Source organism: Candidatus Villigracilis vicinus (genome assembly GCF_016702885.1).
GTDB classification, from domain to species: domain Bacteria; phylum Chloroflexota; class Anaerolineae; order Anaerolineales; family Villigracilaceae; genus Villigracilis; species Villigracilis vicinus.
The window spans coordinates 123,843-138,627 of the sequence record NZ_JADJDD010000001.1; the positions used below are offsets into that span (position 1 = coordinate 123,843).

A 14,785-nucleotide genomic window follows, 5' to 3' on the forward strand; every position below is an offset into this window, starting at 1 on the left:
CGGAGAATCAGGAATCCAATAGCGCATGTAGAAGCTCCCAAGTCCCTGCCAGCGATGGGACAAATAACCTCTCCTCTGGCGAGTGCAGATCTCTGATCGTCGGTCCCATTGATATGGTATCCAGCCCGCCGCAACGCTCGCTGATGATTCCGCATTCGAGTCCGCCATGGGTGAGCTCGATCTTGGGGTCTTCTTCGACGATACCGCGATACGTGTCGACGCATTGCTTGAGGAGCGGAGATTCCATGTTCGGCTGCCAGGGCGGGAACATCTTCGTTCGCTCGGTCTTTGCGCCTGCCAGCCATGCGACAGTTTCGACTCGTCTGGTAATTTCATCCAATCTCGAAAAGACCGCGCTGCGATTTGTGGAGACAACGGACAGCCCGTCCTCTTTCAACTCCATCACGCCAATGTTATTGGACGTTTCGACGAAGGCGGGCATATCTGCAAACATGGATGTGACTCCATGCGGTAACGCCATCAGCAAGCGGATTGCCGCCTGCGTTTCAGCGGGGCTAATAGTGCGAACAGGCTCGCCGCTGAGTTCGTTCAGCGTGAGCACAAGCCCTGTCTCTGTTTTGGCGAGTTCACTTTGGATGGTGGCTTGAATGGCGGAAAATTTTTCCTTGCACAGTGTCGCCTTTTCTTTTACACAAACGAACACCGTTTCCGCGTCTCGTGGAATGGCATTGCGCGCCGTCCCGCCTTTGAGCGTGGACAGGCGAATTTCCATATCGCGTTGAATAAAGTCCAGTACGCGGGCGATGAGTTTATTGGCATTCGTGCGGAACTTGTTGATGTCTTCTCCAGAATGTCCGCCTTGCAAGCCGCGGACTTTCAACTCAAAAGCAACTTCATTCTGCTTTTGTGAATCCCATGTGACGGGCAAGGTCATATACACATTCCCACCGCCTGCACAGCCGACGGTGAACACGCCTTCGGTTTCGGAATCCACATTGATGAGCGTTTTGCCTGTGAGTAAGGCTGGGTCAAGAGTATCAGCGCCGACAAGACCCGACTCTTCTTCAACGGTCAGCAGCAACTCAAGCGGCGGATGTTTTACGGACTCATCTTCAACAAGCGACATCATCAACGCAATGCCAATGCCGTTGTCTGCACCGAGGGTGGTGCCATTGGCGCGAATCCAATCGCCATCACGGATGAGTTGAATGGGGTCTTTCGTGAAATCATGCGTAGACTCAAGCGTCTTCTGGCAGACCATGTCCATGTGACCTTGCAAAATTAACGTTGGGCGGTCTTCGTAGCCAGCGCTGGCAGGTGCATAGATGACGAGATTCCCCGCGGCGTCTGTCTTGGAGGTGCAGTTGTGTTCTGCCGCCCATTCGATAAGCCAGTTGCGAATCGCCGCTTCGTTCTTCGAACCACGTGGGATGGATGATACTTTTTCAAAATTCTTGAGGATGAGTTCGGTTGGGTTCATGATGATTTCCTGTATTCCGCTCTGTCGTTGAGTAATGTCATTGTCTTGCTATTGGGGCTGAAAGCAATCATCGAGTCGTCCATCAGACCTTTGAGATTCCAATGGGCGAGGAAGGTGTCGCCTTGCCAGTGTTCGAGCGTAGCGGTGTTGACTCCGTACTTCAAGTTGAGCGAGTCGTCTTTGATAATCACGGTCATTTCGCCGAAGAGGTCGTTGGAGAATGTCCCAGTGTAGGAATCTAGCTTGTTGGACGGAGGCAGGTTCGGGTCACGTTTGAGGCGCATTTCGTCCACCTGACCTTTGACTTGTGCCATGTATCCCTGCGCCACCATCTGAAATTCAGTTGACCAGTCGCGGTCTTTTTTGTCGAGCAGAATATCCGAAATCGCATAAAACAGCGCGGCGTGGGCGAGGGTTTGATGGACGTTGACCATGACGGCGAGCGCGAGTTTGCGCTGCGGAAAAAACGCGACGGCGGAATTGTAGCCAGGCATTTGACCGCCGTGCATGAGAACTTTTTCGCCGCGATAATCCATTGCCCACCAACCAAGCGCGTACGTCCAGAAGTGCGTGGCGGGTTGAAGATAGGCGAGCGGCGCGAGTTCGGAGTTGAGCACATCCTGCATGACGACTTGCGGCGTGGTGAGTTCGTTGAAAGTGTTGGGTTGCAAGAGCGGCGCGCCGTTGTTGAGTAATGCTTTGAGCCATTGCGCGAGGTCATTGGCGGAAGTATGAATCGAGCCAGCAGGTTCGTGCGTAAGTTTGAAATTTTCGATGGCGCTCATCTCGCCAAGAAAACGCACGCCCGCGGGATAAGTTTCATCGAGCACAGCGTGAGGTGAGGCGAAGTTTTTGTTATCGGTGATTCGGTCGTGTCCACTGAACGAGCGTGACATGTTCAGCGCATTGAAAATTCTTTCGGTGATGAAATCATCCCATGACTTGCCAGTGACCGCTTCGACGAGCAGACCTGCTATGCCATATTGCTGATTGGCGTAGTTGAAGCCTGTGCGAAAACCCACGGCAGGCTTGAGATATTTCATGCGACGCATGAGTTCGCGCTGGTCGTATCCGCGATGATAGTAGAGGCGTTGGGCACGTTCCAAGCCGAGACGATGACAGAGCAAGTCGCGCACGGTGACGTGACGAGCAACCCAATCATCATATAGTTCAAACTCAGGGATGTATTGGATAACAAGGTCATCCCATGACAGTTTGCCTTCATCCACCAACATGCCAATGAGCGCGGAGGTGAAGGCTTTTGTGGTGGAACCAATTGCAAAGATGGTATCGGCATTGACCGTTTCAGGCTTGCCCGCTTCGAGCACGCCATAGCCTTGCGTGAAAACATCGTCACCTTGCACTACAGCGACCGCCGCGCCAGGGATGTTCCATGCGGTGAGTGTTTTTGAAATTGTTTCGTTGAGTTGCTGTGTGTTCATTTGATTCCTTTTTTAAACACGAAGGGCACAAAGTACACAAAGGAAAACCAAAGATCTGATCTATTTCTTACTTCGTGCCCTTGGTGTCCTTTGTGTTTAATTGCTCTTATCGCCAAATCTTATCCACCGCGTCATAACTTCCAACGCGCAAGTCCGCTTTCATCTTCACCAACTTATGCTTTTCCACTCGTTCTGATGGCGTTCTCGGCAAGTCATCCGCATACTCGATAAACCTCGGTACTTTGAAATACGCCAACTGTTCACGCGCATGATCCAAAATGGACTCAGGTGAAGTGTTTTCTTTTGTGTATCCATCCTTCAACACGATATACGCCTTCACTTCTTCGCCGCGCAACTCATCAGGGACGGGCACTACCGCCGCCACTTTCACAGCGGGATGTTCCATCAGCACACCTTCCACTTCCACCGATGAAATATTTTCACCCGCGCGTCGAATCGTATCTTTCAAGCGCGCCTGCCAATGAAAATATCCCTTCGCATCTTTTGTGACCATGTCACCTGTATGTAGCCAGCCATTCTTCATGACCTCCGCCGTGGCTTCGGGTTTATTCCAATACCCCAACATCATCGGCTCACCGCGCAGAATCAACTCACCTACGCCGTCCTCGGGAACATCATTTCCATTTGCGTCTACCATGCGCGCTTCTTTCGTCGCAATCGGTTTACCCATCGCGCCGCTGCCCACGCTCGCTACATCCTCGAATGGAATTAACAAGTCCACGCCTGTTTCGGTCATGCCGAACGCTTCGCGCCACGGCACATTCCATCGTCGTTCAAACTCCGCATGAAACTTCGGATGAATCCCCGAGCACAAAATCATTTTTAATTTATGTCCGCGATCCAACGCAGGGTCTTCGGGCATCTTCAACAAAAAGAACGGCATCGTGCCAAGCATGTACAACACGGTCACATTGTGTTTGATGACCTCACCCCAAAAATGCGAAGGCGAAAATCTCGGCACAATCACCAACGGCGCGCCGCCGATCAAACACGACACCGTGTTCCACTGCGGATCCATGTAATAAAAAGGCTGTGCGGTCAGATCGCAATCCGCTGGCGTCAGCCCGAAATAATCCGCCGCCACCTGCCCGAGCATCATCCAATATTTTTGGGTCAACATGCAGCCCTTTGGAAAACCCGTCGTGCCCGATGTATATTGGATGTTGACCAAATCCTCCGCCGAAACATTGGATGACTCGAACGAGTCAGACGACTCATCCACCAAACGCATCCAATCGGACTTTGAGCCTGATTCAGTCACGAGAAGCGTTTCCTTCACCGACGGCAAGTGCGTGCGCACCCGCTCCCATTGCTCCAGATAATTTTCGTGGACGACAAAGAATCCCGCCTGCGAATCATCGAGCGTATAAGTCAGGTCATGGTCATGGTAGTTGATATTGACAGGCACAATGACCGCGCCCAACTTCGCCAGCGCAAACCAGACGATGGGGAAGTCCACGCCGTTGGGCAACATCACAGCCACGCGTTCGCCCTTCGTCACACCGACGGATTTCAGCGCATTCGCAGTTTTGTTTGCCCGTCGATTCGCTTCCACGAACGAAAGCGGCTTGTCTTCAAAGATGAACAACGGTTTCTCCCCAAACCGCTCTGCCGCGCTCTCTACCAAATGACCTAAACTCTTCCACTCCATGCACGCTTCTCCTTTGGCTTTTTAGACCTGACAGGTTTTTAAAACCTGTCAGGTCTTGTATTCATTTTTTCAACCGCTTCACAAACATCTCACTCAACTCACGGCTCGACTCTTGCAAATCCACTGCCTTCGGGTCAAACACCCATTGCAGCATGATTCCGTCAATTGCGCCTTGAATCACTGACGCCATACTCTGCTCATCGAACTTCGTAAATTCCTTCTGCTCTACACCAATGCGGAAAATTTTCTTGAGATGAGCACGGCACGGGTTATATGCCGAATCGCTGAAGGCTTTCTTCTCTTCAGGTGACGTAAAACTGCCCCATAAATCCACCAGCGCCACGAACTGCGAACGGTTCTGCGAAATGTACTCAAAACTGGCTTCGATATAGACGCGTAATTTAGCACTGCCTTTTGTCTCATCTTCCACCCGCCCGCGGATATACGCGCCTTGTCGATTCAGAATCGTATGAATGGCAGAGGTGATGAGGTCATGCTTACCATTGAAGTGATAGGCAATCAGTCCCTTGGTGATTCCCAGGCTCTTGGCAATCTCCGCAAAGGACGTTTGGGTATATCCATGCTCGGCAATTGTCTGCAACGCCGCGTCGATGATTTGTTTGCGGCGGGCTTCTTCAATGAAGGTCTTCTTCTCTTCTACAGGTTTACTTTTGGTTGGCATAGTTGCTGTCCTTTCACCATTCCACCATGAGTTTGGGCACGGCGCGAAATTCATGTCCATGCGGCGCGGAAGGGTGAGTTGATTTTAAGTGCAAATGCGGCAAACGCTCGAACAACACGCGCAAGCCGATCTCACCTTCAAGTCGCGCTAGTGCCGCACCAAGGCAGTGATGTCGTCCGCGGGCAAAGGCTAGATGGTGAGAAGCATTCGCTCGGTGGACGTCGAAGCGATCAGGGTCTTGGAAAAATTCAGGGTCGCGGTTGGCGGCTCCCAACATGCATTGAACGGTATCGCCTACAGCAAAATCCACGCCGCGGACGGTGATCGGCTGGGTCACATGGCGGGTGGCGGTCTGCACAGGAGATTCCCAGCGCAGGGTCTCTTCCACTGCGGATTTCATTAACTTGGCAGGGTCGCGTTTCACTTCGTCGAATTGATCGGGATGATTGAGCAATGCCCAAACCGTGTTTGAGAACATGGCAGCGGTTGTTTCCAACCCGCCGAAGATGATGACGAAGATATTCGAGATGATCTCGCGCTCGCTCAAGTTTGTGTTCGTATCATGGATGAGATGACTGAGCAGACTGTCGTCAGGCTCGGCGCGCAGACGGGCGATGTGCTCCGCAAGTTGTGTGCCAAATTCTTTTGCCGTTCGTTGACCACGCTCCCGCAACGCAGGGTCGTGACGGAAGTTGCTCAACGCGGCGGCGAAGTCATCGTACCAGTGACGCAGTTGACCAAAGTCCACGATAGGAACGCCGAGCGAAGCGGCGACGGCATACAACGCCATCGGGTCGGAGAAGGATTTGACCAAGTCCGTTTCTCTGTCTGCGATGAAGGTTTCGATCAGTTCATTGGCTTTTTGTTCAATGAAAGCAGTGGATGACGCACGTACTGCCTTTGGCACATACGCTCCTGCGAATGGATTGCGCATTCGTTGGTGCAGATCCCCTTCGGCAGATAACATCATCGTACCAAAGGTATCATCAAGAAGGGAATGCGGCGATTGAACGGTGAAGGCTTCCGCGTTATCAAGCACGGAAATGACATCATCGCGCCGAGTCACGTACCAGAGATTCACTTCGGGAACCCAGGTGACAGGCTCACGGTCAAGTAAGAGGCGGTAGTACGGATACGGGTCAAGGCTCAATGAGTCGAGAGTCAATGTTGAGCCGAGAGGGAAGCGGGAGAGGTCAGCCATCGAGCCCTCCCTGACAACGAAAATATTCGCGCAAGGCTTCGGGGTTCATCCCAGGGTAAATGCTGTTGCAAGACGAGATCATATATCCGCTTGTGCCGCCTTGCTCGTAACTGCGCCTCACATCAGCGCGGATAAGCTCAAGATTTGGCTCAAAGAATAGATTGATATCCACGTTACCGATCAAAATTAATTTATCGCCATATTGGGCTTTGACTTCATCCAACTTATTGCCAGATAAGGTTTCGAGTCCATGCACGCCAGCAAAGCCAGCCTCAACGGCGAAGGGCAGCAGCTTGTCCATCTTGCCATCGCTATGCCAGATAACAGGCACAGGAATTTCCCGCGCCACACGTTGATGATAGGGCAATACCAACTCGTGCCACATTTGCGGAGAGATCATCGAGCCACCGCGATGAGCAGCGTCATCGCCCATCACGATCAACTCCGCGCCAAGTTCTGCTGCGCGTTTGTAAATTTCAATACACCAATCTGTGCGCGCTTCCATCACAGCATGGACAAAGGACATATCCTTCTTGAACATGCGGAACATGTGCTCCATGCCCATTGCCATATAGGTTCCCATGAATGGACCGATATGCGTGCCGAAGAAAAGGCAAAGATGTGGATAATTCGTCCGAATGTCTGCCACCCGCTTCACGTCGAAGAAACGATCCGCGTAACTCAATGGCGGCGTGTACTGTTTGAGGTCATCCGCTGTTTGCACAGCACCGTAAAAATACATCCCCTTTTTCCATACACGCCCGAATTCATCCACGCCATCTTTCCAGGCGTTGCTATCTGTTGGAGTTTGGTATGGCATGAGGATTCCATCCTGTCCCAACTCGGCATATGCGCGATAAGGGTCAGTGACGCCGAGTTCATCGAACATGCCGTCGATCCAGACCTCGAAGCGAGGAACACGGTCTGGAGTTTTGCGTTGAAGCACAGCTTGAATTCGTTCGCGTGAGTTCATATTTAAAACCCTTATCCACGAAGTACACGAAGAAACACGAAGCTAAGTTTTTTATTCGTGTGCATTCGTGCCCTTCGTGGATTCCAACATCTTCGCCACAATCTCTTTGAACACTTTCGCCGCCACCATTTCAGTAACATCCGAAACATCTTGTGTTGGATTTAATTCCACCACATCCGCGCCGATGATGTTTGCATTGAGCGATTGAATGACGCTCAACGCTTCACGCGTGGACAGCCCGCCAGGTTCGCGGTGCGATATGCCAGGCGCGAAGGCAGGGTCGAGACAATCCATGTCGAAGGTGATGTAAAGCGGCGAGTCAAATTGCAGGTTGAAGACATCGCGCCAATGCTGCATGGTCAACACTTCCACGCCGAAACGTGTTGCTTGCTCGCGCTGATGTCCGTTGATGGTGCGAATGCCAACTTGCACGAGCCGCTTTGCCAAGCCTGATTCCATGATCCGTGCGAAAGGGCTGGCGTGTGAATTTGGATTGCCTTCAAAGTCATCGTATAAATCGGGGTGCGCGTCGAAATGCAAGATGGTGAGATTGGGATGATTCTTCGCCGCAGCCTTTACCAGCGGATAGGTGACGGAGTGGTCGCCGCCAAATGCCATGACCTTCAAACCCGCTTCATATAATTTACCTGCGGCTTGCTCGGTCTCTATGGGCATTCTCTCCGCTGACGGTGTGATGTCGCCCATGTCCGCGAAGAGTCCATCCGTGCCGAGATAGGTTTCATTCTCTGTCCACAGGTTGGACGAGTCACAGAAAAAGGCTTCACGAATCCGTTGTGGAGCCAATGCCGAGCCACGTTTATAAGATGAGTTTTCATCGAACGCCACGCCGAGTAATCCGATTTTTGCTGGGGATGGAAAGGAAGGGAATTTATTCATAATTTTTTATCCACAAAGAACACGAAGTTTCACGAAGGAAAGCCACTGTTTACTTTTCACTGATTACTATCTTTTTACTTCTCTCCATCCACTCAGGACTCACATCCGCGCCGTGACCGTGAGCGTCGGAGAGAGTCACGGTGCCGTTGGCTTGGAAGTCTACGCCGCCAATGGAAGGTTCTTCGGCAAAGTGAAAGGGAGAATCGAGGTCGTGCAGGGATATGTTCGGGCAGGCACAGACCAAATGCGCGCCTGCGCTGACTCCGATGAGGGACTCGGACATGCCGCCGAGCATACATTTAATCCCCGCCGCTTCGCCGATAGCGTTGATTTTCAGCGCGCCATGAATACCCGCGGACTTGGCGAGTTTGATGTTGAAATAATCCACGGCACCGAGGGAGGCGAGGCGAAAAGCGTCATGCGTGTCGAAGCTGGATTCGTCTGCCATGATGGCAATGGGACTGCGCTCGCGGACTCGCTTCAAACCTTCGATGTTCCAGTAGGGCAGCGGTTGTTCGCAGACTTCGATTTCATATTCTGCCAATGCGGTGAGGATATTGATGGCGGTAATTTCATCCCAAGCCTGGTTTGCGTCGAGCCGCATGGGAATGCTACTACCGACTGCTTCACGGATGGCTCGAATCCGCGCGAGGTCTTCATTACGTCCAGTGCCGACCTTGACTTTCAATGCCTTCACGCCGTTCTCAACATGCTGTTTCGCAGTTTTCGCCATTTTGTCGGGTTCGTCAATGCCGATGGTGCGGTTGGAGTACAAGACTTTTTTCTCGCCACCGAGCAAAGCATAAAGCGGAAGTTCCGCATGTTTGGCAAGCAGGTCGTAGAACGCGAGGTCATACGCACAGCGGATAGCAGGATTCTTGAGCATGTACTGTTCAAGTTCGCGCAGCCGTGTGTCAATCTCCAGCGGATTTTTTCCAATGAGCAGTTGCGCGTACAGTTTGGCGGATTCAAATCCGTTATCGGCGTCTTCGCCTGTCACAAAGCGCGATGGGATACCTTCGCCCACGCCAATCAATCCGTCACTATCATGCACGCGGACGATGATGTTATGGGCGCTGTTCATCACCGCCAAAGCGATCTTGAAGGGGTGATTGAAGGGAATGTTGAGGTCGATGATTTCGATTTTGGTGATGGTTGGCATAAAAACCTTTTTGGACACGGATTTGACGGATTACACGGACAAACACGGATTTCTTTTTGAAAAAAATTCCGTGCACTTTCCGTGAAATCCGCGTAATCCGTGTACTGTTTTTATCTTCCTTTATAAATCGGCACACGCTTCTCCACGAATGCCTTCACGCCTTCGCGCATGTCTTCGCTGGCGAAGCATTCGAGCGTGCCTTCGGTTTCGAGTTGCATGACGGTTTCGAGGTCGAGGTCGTAGGATTGTTGCAGTACTTCTTTTATAAGCCGCACAGAAATTGGCGCGTTCGACGCGAGGGTGTGGGCGATGTCCATGCCTTCTTGTAAAATAGATTCGGCAGATGTCACCTTTGTGACCAAACCCATCTCGTAAGCTGATTGCGCGGAAATGCGTTCGCCTGTCATCATCACATGCGCGGCGCGTCCCATGCCGATGAGGCGTGGCAGGCGGTGCATGACTCCGTTGGTTTCAAAAATTCCGCGCTTCACTTCGGCGAATTGAAAATAAGCGCTCTCCGCCGCAATGCGGATGTCGCTCGCAATCGCAATCTCCGCGCCCACGCCAACCGCAACACCATTGATGGCAGAGATAATCGGCTTGCGCAAATTCACCATGTGGCGCGTGAGTTCCTGCATTTCGTCCAACTCGGCGCGCGCCTGCTCTGCCACCGTCGAACCGTCGAAAAGGTGCGACAGTTCTTCGAGGTCAATGCCTGCCGAGAACGCACGTCCGTTGCCCGTGATGAGTGCGGCGCGAATCGAATCATCGCTCGCAATCGTATCGAGCATGTCGAGCAATTGCTGGAACATACTGCGCTTGAACGCGTTCAACACGTCGGGGCGGTTGAAGGTGATAACGGCTATATTTTCTTGGGATTGGAAAAGGATATCTGTCATTTGATGGGAATCTCGATGAAGGAGGCTTGGTCTCCGCCAATCATAATCTCCACGCTCGGACTACCCGTGAGCGGGATTCTGGCAAAGGTGTCTTTGTCTGCGCCTGAAATGGATACTCGTATCTTCCACCCGCGGCGAATCAGCGCCGAGATGGGATTCAACCCGAAGGTGATTTCTGCCACTTCATCAGGGATGAGCGGCATGGCGTCGGCGCGTTTGAAAGAATGGTACGGGACAAATTGTTTATAAGGCGGCGTATCGGTTGAAACTTTTCGATGGATAGCGCGCAGCATTCCTTCTGTGAGATAGTGTGCATTGCCTTGTTCATCAATCGTTTCGAGATAGACGAAGAAGTTGCCATCATTATGTGTTGACTTGATGAACAGAGTCACAACAGGATAGCCTGTGATTTCGGTATCCTGTTCAAGCGGCGCGGAGGTGTACGAGAGTTGTCCTTTGATGGGCGCGTACTTTACAGGTCGCTGGTCGAGTTCAGTTTGCCAGCGGTTGTTGAGTCCTGTTGAGGCGTTGAAATCTGTCTGGTAGCGGTCAGCAGGCGCGGGCGGGGGAAGAAGCGAGGAGAGTCCGCTTTGGGGTTGGAAAAAGAATCGGGTGGAGGTCAAACCCGCAGGTGGAAACTCAGGCGTCGATTTCCATTCATTTTCAAAAATGGTGTAGTAGTGCAACTCGCGGGTCGCGGGCGGATTGTCGAAGAAGCGCAAAGATTCTTTCATCTGCGCGAGCAATGGGAAAGGATTTTCCTTCGCGCCGACGTGTTGAGTTGCGCCATGATTCCACGCGCCGATGACAGCGCGCTGCGGGCGGGGATTGTTGACGAAGCGATGAATGACCGCGTTCGCGGTGGCGGCGTCGAACCAACTACCCCAATGGTCGAGCGCGTGCGTTGTGGGGCGGGCGAACATGCTGATGTCGTCCATGCGAATGTTGAGCTCGGGGTCAAGGTCGTCGCGGAAGGTGATGTGACGCAGCGCGGAGTCCACTTGTTGATTGGTGTGTTTGGGAATTGGATGGTTGCCGACGGGCTTGACGCCTTTGACGAGAATCTTTTCGAGCATGTTCATGGATTTGGGAAATTTATTGGCGTCGAGGGCGCGGTTGTAGTCTGCCCATTGCGTGAGCATGAATTCGTTAGGCGCGCCGCCAGGGAAAGCGATGTCGGTGTAAACGTCGTACTCGTTGAAGCGCACGAGCGCGGAGGTGACGGCGGGATGTCCGCACGCGCCGAGCATTTCAGCGGTGGTGGCTTGATACGAGTTGCCAAAGCCGCCGACTTGACCGTTGCTCCACGGTTGTTGGGTGACCCAATCGGTCAGGTCGTAAAGGTCGGTGAGGTCGGTCGCTGACCACGGGTGCGGATGATTGCCTTCTGACGCGCCCGTGCCGCGCATATCAATGCGGAGGATGGCGTAACCAAAGGCGGTGAAGAAGTTACGAGCGGAGTCGGGCAGAGAAAGAAACCATGAGAACGGCGATTTGAGTTGTTGCGCACGCCAATAGCGCGTGGCGGCGAAGAGTGTAGGGATTTTGGTTTCGGGCGTGAGTCCGCGCGGGAGGTAGAGGTCAACGGCGAGACGAGTCCCATCGCGCATGGGGATGTACAAAGTCTGCTCGGAGGAGCCTTTGTATTGCGGAGAGCGGAGTGATTCAGTAGAAGGAAAAGTCATTTTTTATCCACGAAGGACACGAAGGGTCACGAAGTTTTTTACCGCGAAGCCCGCTAAGAGCGCAAAGATTTTTTTGGTTTTTCTTCGCGGACTTCGCGCTCTTGGCGGTTCATTTTTTGTTTGAAAGAAAATCGTTTAGCACTTGCTGAAACTTTTCTGGTTCTTCGAGGAATGCCCAGTGTCCGCTTTGGGTGAATTCAACGGATTGGCAGTTGGGCAGCGTGGCGCAGAGTTCATCGGCGACGGGTTTGCCTGTGTATTCTGAGTCGGCGGCGCCATAAATGAAGAGGGTTGGCACTTGTAACTGGCTGAGTTCTTTTTTGTAATCATAGCCGACAAGTGAAAAAGAAATTTCGCGCCACGGGGCGAAGGAGACTGTGCCTGTATCTTTGAGTAAATCTGTTTTTGTTTTATCAAATAATCTTTGTGGATTATCTTTTTCGGATGATTTGGTAAACCATGCGTCTGCGGATTTTGAATCCGTGGGAGGGAAGCCAAGGGCGGTGGAGTACAGCAATCCGCCAAAATACTTCCACACGAAGCGGTTGCTCATGCCATTATTGATTCGAATGCCGCCTGCGATGACCATTTTCTCGACGTGTTCAGGATATTTGAGCGCGTAGCGTTGAACCAACGCGCTGCCGAAGGAATGACCGACGAGGATGACCTTGTCCGCTTTAACTACGTCACGGCGCAAGGCTTCAAGTTCTTCCACCAATTGCTCGATGGTGTAATCTTCGGGATTGGGCTTGATTTGCGAATTGCCCGAACCACGCTGGTCGTAGAAGATGACGCGAGTCTCTTCGGTGAGGAAGTCGAATCCGTTCTTGAAACTCAGGCTGGAGTGTCCAGGTCCGCCGTGGACGAGGATGACGGGCGGGGCGCTTTTGTCCGTGCCAATTTCGCGGTAGTACAAGTCGTAGCCGTTGATGTGGACGGGAGTCGCACAGTCTACGCAGGGGCGGGATTGTGGCAGGACGCGGATGTAGGCGTGGTTGGCATACACGACGTAGAACGCGAGTACGACGAGAACGGCGAGGAGGACTTGCAAGACGATAGTCATAAAGGGATTACAAATTAGGGATTAGGAATTACACAATTCCTAATCCCTAATATACCTAATTCCTAAATTTCTTTCTTCGCTTCACCCTTTGTTACGGGCAAAATCGCAACCGTAGCAAGGACGAGGAATACGAACATGATGAGCCAGACCCAGCGGTAGTCGTTGCCCATGGCTTCGACGAGAGTCCCGCCGAGGATGGGTCCGATGATGAATCCGAGGGTCACGGCAATTTGGCGCAGACCTGTGTAGGTTCCCATCAATGTTTCGACGGGAGCGCTGTCCACGATCATGGCAACTTGGACGACATTGGCGAGGGGCCAGGTCAAACCGCAGATGAGGAGTCCTACATTGAGCATGGTCGCGTCGGGGAAGAGGTAGATGACCAATGCGCCGATGGCGTAACCAACCAATCCGACGATTTGGGTGTTCTTGCGTCCGATCTTGTTGGAGATCAAACCCGAAGGCACAGCCATGATCATGAACGCAATCGCTGGGATGGCAACCAGCATGGCGGCGGAAGATTCTTCCATGCCGAGGGAGAAGACGCCGTAGGAGCTAAGGAAGGCTTGCATTTGCGCGAGTGCTACATACGCGAGCAAGTTACTCAGGAGCAGATATTTCAAACTGCTGGAATGTTCTTTGGGGAGTCCGCGCAGGAAGGCGATGATGCCTTTTAGGTTGAATGGTTCTCCTGCCAGTTCCTTGGCGCTGGCAAGTTCTTCAGGTTCTTTAACAAATGCCCAGGTGAGGATAAAGATCAGAAGCGCAAGACCCGCTGCGATCCAGAAAGGAAGCGGTCCGTACACGTCATAGAGAGCCGCGCCAGCCAGGGCAGTGATCACCACCAGCAGACCCGCAATCGCGCCCGCGATCCCATTGGCTGTGGCGCGTTGGGGGGAAGGGGTTACGTCAAAGAGCAAAACATCCGCAACGGGACGGACGACCGCGAAGGCAAGCAAGACGAGGAAGAGCGAGACGATGAAGGGGACAAGTAAGCCTGTCAGCTGACCCGTCTGCCCGTTGAGTTCGGGTGCGATTCCCATCGGGATGAGTGGGACGAAGATAAAGGCAGCGATAGCAAGCGGCACGCCGAAGAGGATGAAGGGCATGCGGCGTCCCCATTTCGAGCGCAGACTGTCGCTCCATGCGCCGACGATGGGGCTGATGAACAAGCCCGCAATGTTATCGAAGACGAGGATGAAACCCGTCAGGGCGGGTCCGAGACCGAAACCGACTGTGGTGGCTCCCGCTTCGGTGAAGGCGGGGTTGCCTGCCTGCAAATAGACAGGCACGTAGGTGTTATACAACTGCCAGATTACTTCCATCACGGCGGGCAGGGTCGCGGCGATGATGATGTTACGCCAACTCAACTTAATATGGGACATTTTCTCTTCTCCTGTGATTTTTTGAACAATCGTTCAAAAAATTGTTCTAACGTTAAAACAGCATACAGGAAAAAAGGTTGCGAGTCAAGTCGTGGAATTTAAATTCAATTTCATCGCTGCACCTTTTAAACTGACCGTCGCGCTTAATTTTCACTCTATTGTTTTTTTTTTGGTATTTCTGCTGTGCTATTACCTTTGCCCCAAAATCTGGTTTTAACCTCGGCAGCAGGAGGATATTAATGCGTATAACATAAAACAAAGCCAGCTAAAACCTATTTATCTG

12 protein-coding genes are annotated in these 14,785 nt (G+C 52.4%); all 12 read right to left on the bottom strand.

Annotated features, from left to right (window positions below; genetic code table 11):
- Window positions 1-7: 7 nt before the first annotated feature.
- Window positions 8-1,441: an aminoacyl-histidine dipeptidase gene (locus IPG80_RS00615; RefSeq protein WP_345101568.1), complete on the bottom strand. Its 1,434-nt coding sequence runs from the start codon at window positions 1,439-1,441 to the stop codon at window positions 8-10.
- Window positions 1,438-2,883, bottom strand: coding sequence for a serine hydrolase (locus tag IPG80_RS00620; protein ID WP_345101570.1), 1,446 nt, complete (start codon window positions 2,881-2,883; stop codon window positions 1,438-1,440). Before IPG80_RS00620 ends, IPG80_RS00615 begins: the two co-directional genes overlap by 4 nt.
- 106 nt (window positions 2,884-2,989) lie before the next feature.
- Window positions 2,990-4,555: an AMP-binding protein gene (locus tag IPG80_RS00625; protein ID WP_345101572.1), complete on the bottom strand. Its 1,566-nt coding sequence runs from the start codon at window positions 4,553-4,555 to the stop codon at window positions 2,990-2,992.
- A 61-nt stretch (window positions 4,556-4,616) separates the two neighbouring features.
- Complete coding sequence (locus IPG80_RS00630; protein ID WP_345101574.1) at window positions 4,617-5,237, bottom strand: TetR/AcrR family transcriptional regulator; 621 nt, start codon at window positions 5,235-5,237, stop codon at window positions 4,617-4,619.
- A 13-nt stretch (window positions 5,238-5,250) separates the two neighbouring features.
- Window positions 5,251-6,438: a cytochrome P450 gene (locus IPG80_RS00635; protein WP_345101576.1), complete on the bottom strand. Its 1,188-nt coding sequence runs from the start codon at window positions 6,436-6,438 to the stop codon at window positions 5,251-5,253.
- A complete protein-coding gene (locus IPG80_RS00640; protein WP_345101578.1) occupies window positions 6,431-7,411 on the bottom strand; it encodes a uroporphyrinogen decarboxylase family protein in 981 nt (326 codons plus the stop codon). Before IPG80_RS00640 ends, IPG80_RS00635 begins: the two co-directional genes overlap by 8 nt.
- A 51-nt stretch (window positions 7,412-7,462) precedes the next feature.
- The gene (gene speB / locus IPG80_RS00645; RefSeq protein WP_345101580.1) at window positions 7,463-8,308 is read right to left on the bottom strand and encodes an agmatinase; all 846 of its coding nucleotides are present in this window, start codon (window positions 8,306-8,308) and stop codon (window positions 7,463-7,465) included.
- A gap of 49 nt (window positions 8,309-8,357) precedes the next feature.
- The gene (locus IPG80_RS00650) at window positions 8,358-9,470 is read right to left on the bottom strand and encodes a dipeptide epimerase (RefSeq protein ID WP_345101582.1); all 1,113 of its coding nucleotides are present in this window, start codon (window positions 9,468-9,470) and stop codon (window positions 8,358-8,360) included.
- 110 nt (window positions 9,471-9,580) lie between these two features.
- Window positions 9,581-10,369 carry an enoyl-CoA hydratase/isomerase family protein gene (locus IPG80_RS00655; protein WP_345101584.1) on the bottom strand — a complete coding sequence of 263 codons (789 nt, stop codon included), beginning with the start codon at window positions 10,367-10,369 and terminating at the stop codon, window positions 9,581-9,583.
- Window positions 10,366-12,054 (bottom strand): CocE/NonD family hydrolase, encoded by a 1,689-nt coding sequence (locus IPG80_RS00660; RefSeq protein ID WP_345101586.1) that lies wholly within the window; start codon window positions 12,052-12,054, stop codon window positions 10,366-10,368. The genes IPG80_RS00655 and IPG80_RS00660 overlap by 4 nt, the downstream gene beginning before the upstream one ends.
- A 109-nt stretch (window positions 12,055-12,163) precedes the next feature.
- On the bottom strand, window positions 12,164-13,117 hold the full coding sequence (locus tag IPG80_RS00665) for an alpha/beta hydrolase (RefSeq protein ID WP_345101588.1): 954 nt from the start codon (window positions 13,115-13,117) through the stop codon (window positions 12,164-12,166).
- Window positions 13,118-13,179: 62 nt separating this feature from the next.
- On the bottom strand, window positions 13,180-14,502 hold the full coding sequence (locus IPG80_RS00670) for an MFS transporter (RefSeq protein WP_345101590.1): 1,323 nt from the start codon (window positions 14,500-14,502) through the stop codon (window positions 13,180-13,182).
- Window positions 14,503-14,785: the final 283 nt, after the last annotated feature.

Bases quoted from the DNA above. Each gene is read 5' to 3' on its own strand.
- IPG80_RS00615 (WP_345101568.1), bottom strand. From the start codon at position 1,441: ATGAACCCAACCGAACTCATCCTCAAGAATTTTGAAAAAGTATCATCC.
- IPG80_RS00630 (WP_345101574.1), bottom strand. From the start codon at position 5,237: ATGCCAACCAAAAGTAAACCTGTAGAAGAGAAGAAGACCTTCATTGAA.
- IPG80_RS00625 (WP_345101572.1), bottom strand. From the start codon at position 4,555: ATGGAGTGGAAGAGTTTAGGTCATTTGGTAGAGAGCGCGGCAGAGCGG.
- IPG80_RS00665 (WP_345101588.1), bottom strand. From the start codon at position 13,117: ATGACTATCGTCTTGCAAGTCCTCCTCGCCGTTCTCGTCGTACTCGCG.
- IPG80_RS00635 (WP_345101576.1), bottom strand. From the start codon at position 6,438: ATGGCTGACCTCTCCCGCTTCCCTCTCGGCTCAACATTGACTCTCGAC.
- IPG80_RS00660 (WP_345101586.1), bottom strand. From the start codon at position 12,054: ATGACTTTTCCTTCTACTGAATCACTCCGCTCTCCGCAATACAAAGGC.
- IPG80_RS00670 (WP_345101590.1), bottom strand. From the start codon at position 14,502: ATGTCCCATATTAAGTTGAGTTGGCGTAACATCATCATCGCCGCGACC.
- IPG80_RS00640 (WP_345101578.1), bottom strand. From the start codon at position 7,411: ATGAACTCACGCGAACGAATTCAAGCTGTGCTTCAACGCAAAACTCCA.
- speB (WP_345101580.1), bottom strand. From the start codon at position 8,308: ATGAATAAATTCCCTTCCTTTCCATCCCCAGCAAAAATCGGATTACTC.
- IPG80_RS00655 (WP_345101584.1), bottom strand. From the start codon at position 10,369: ATGACAGATATCCTTTTCCAATCCCAAGAAAATATAGCCGTTATCACC.
- IPG80_RS00620 (WP_345101570.1), bottom strand. From the start codon at position 2,883: ATGAACACACAGCAACTCAACGAAACAATTTCAAAAACACTCACCGCA.
- IPG80_RS00650 (WP_345101582.1), bottom strand. From the start codon at position 9,470: ATGCCAACCATCACCAAAATCGAAATCATCGACCTCAACATTCCCTTC.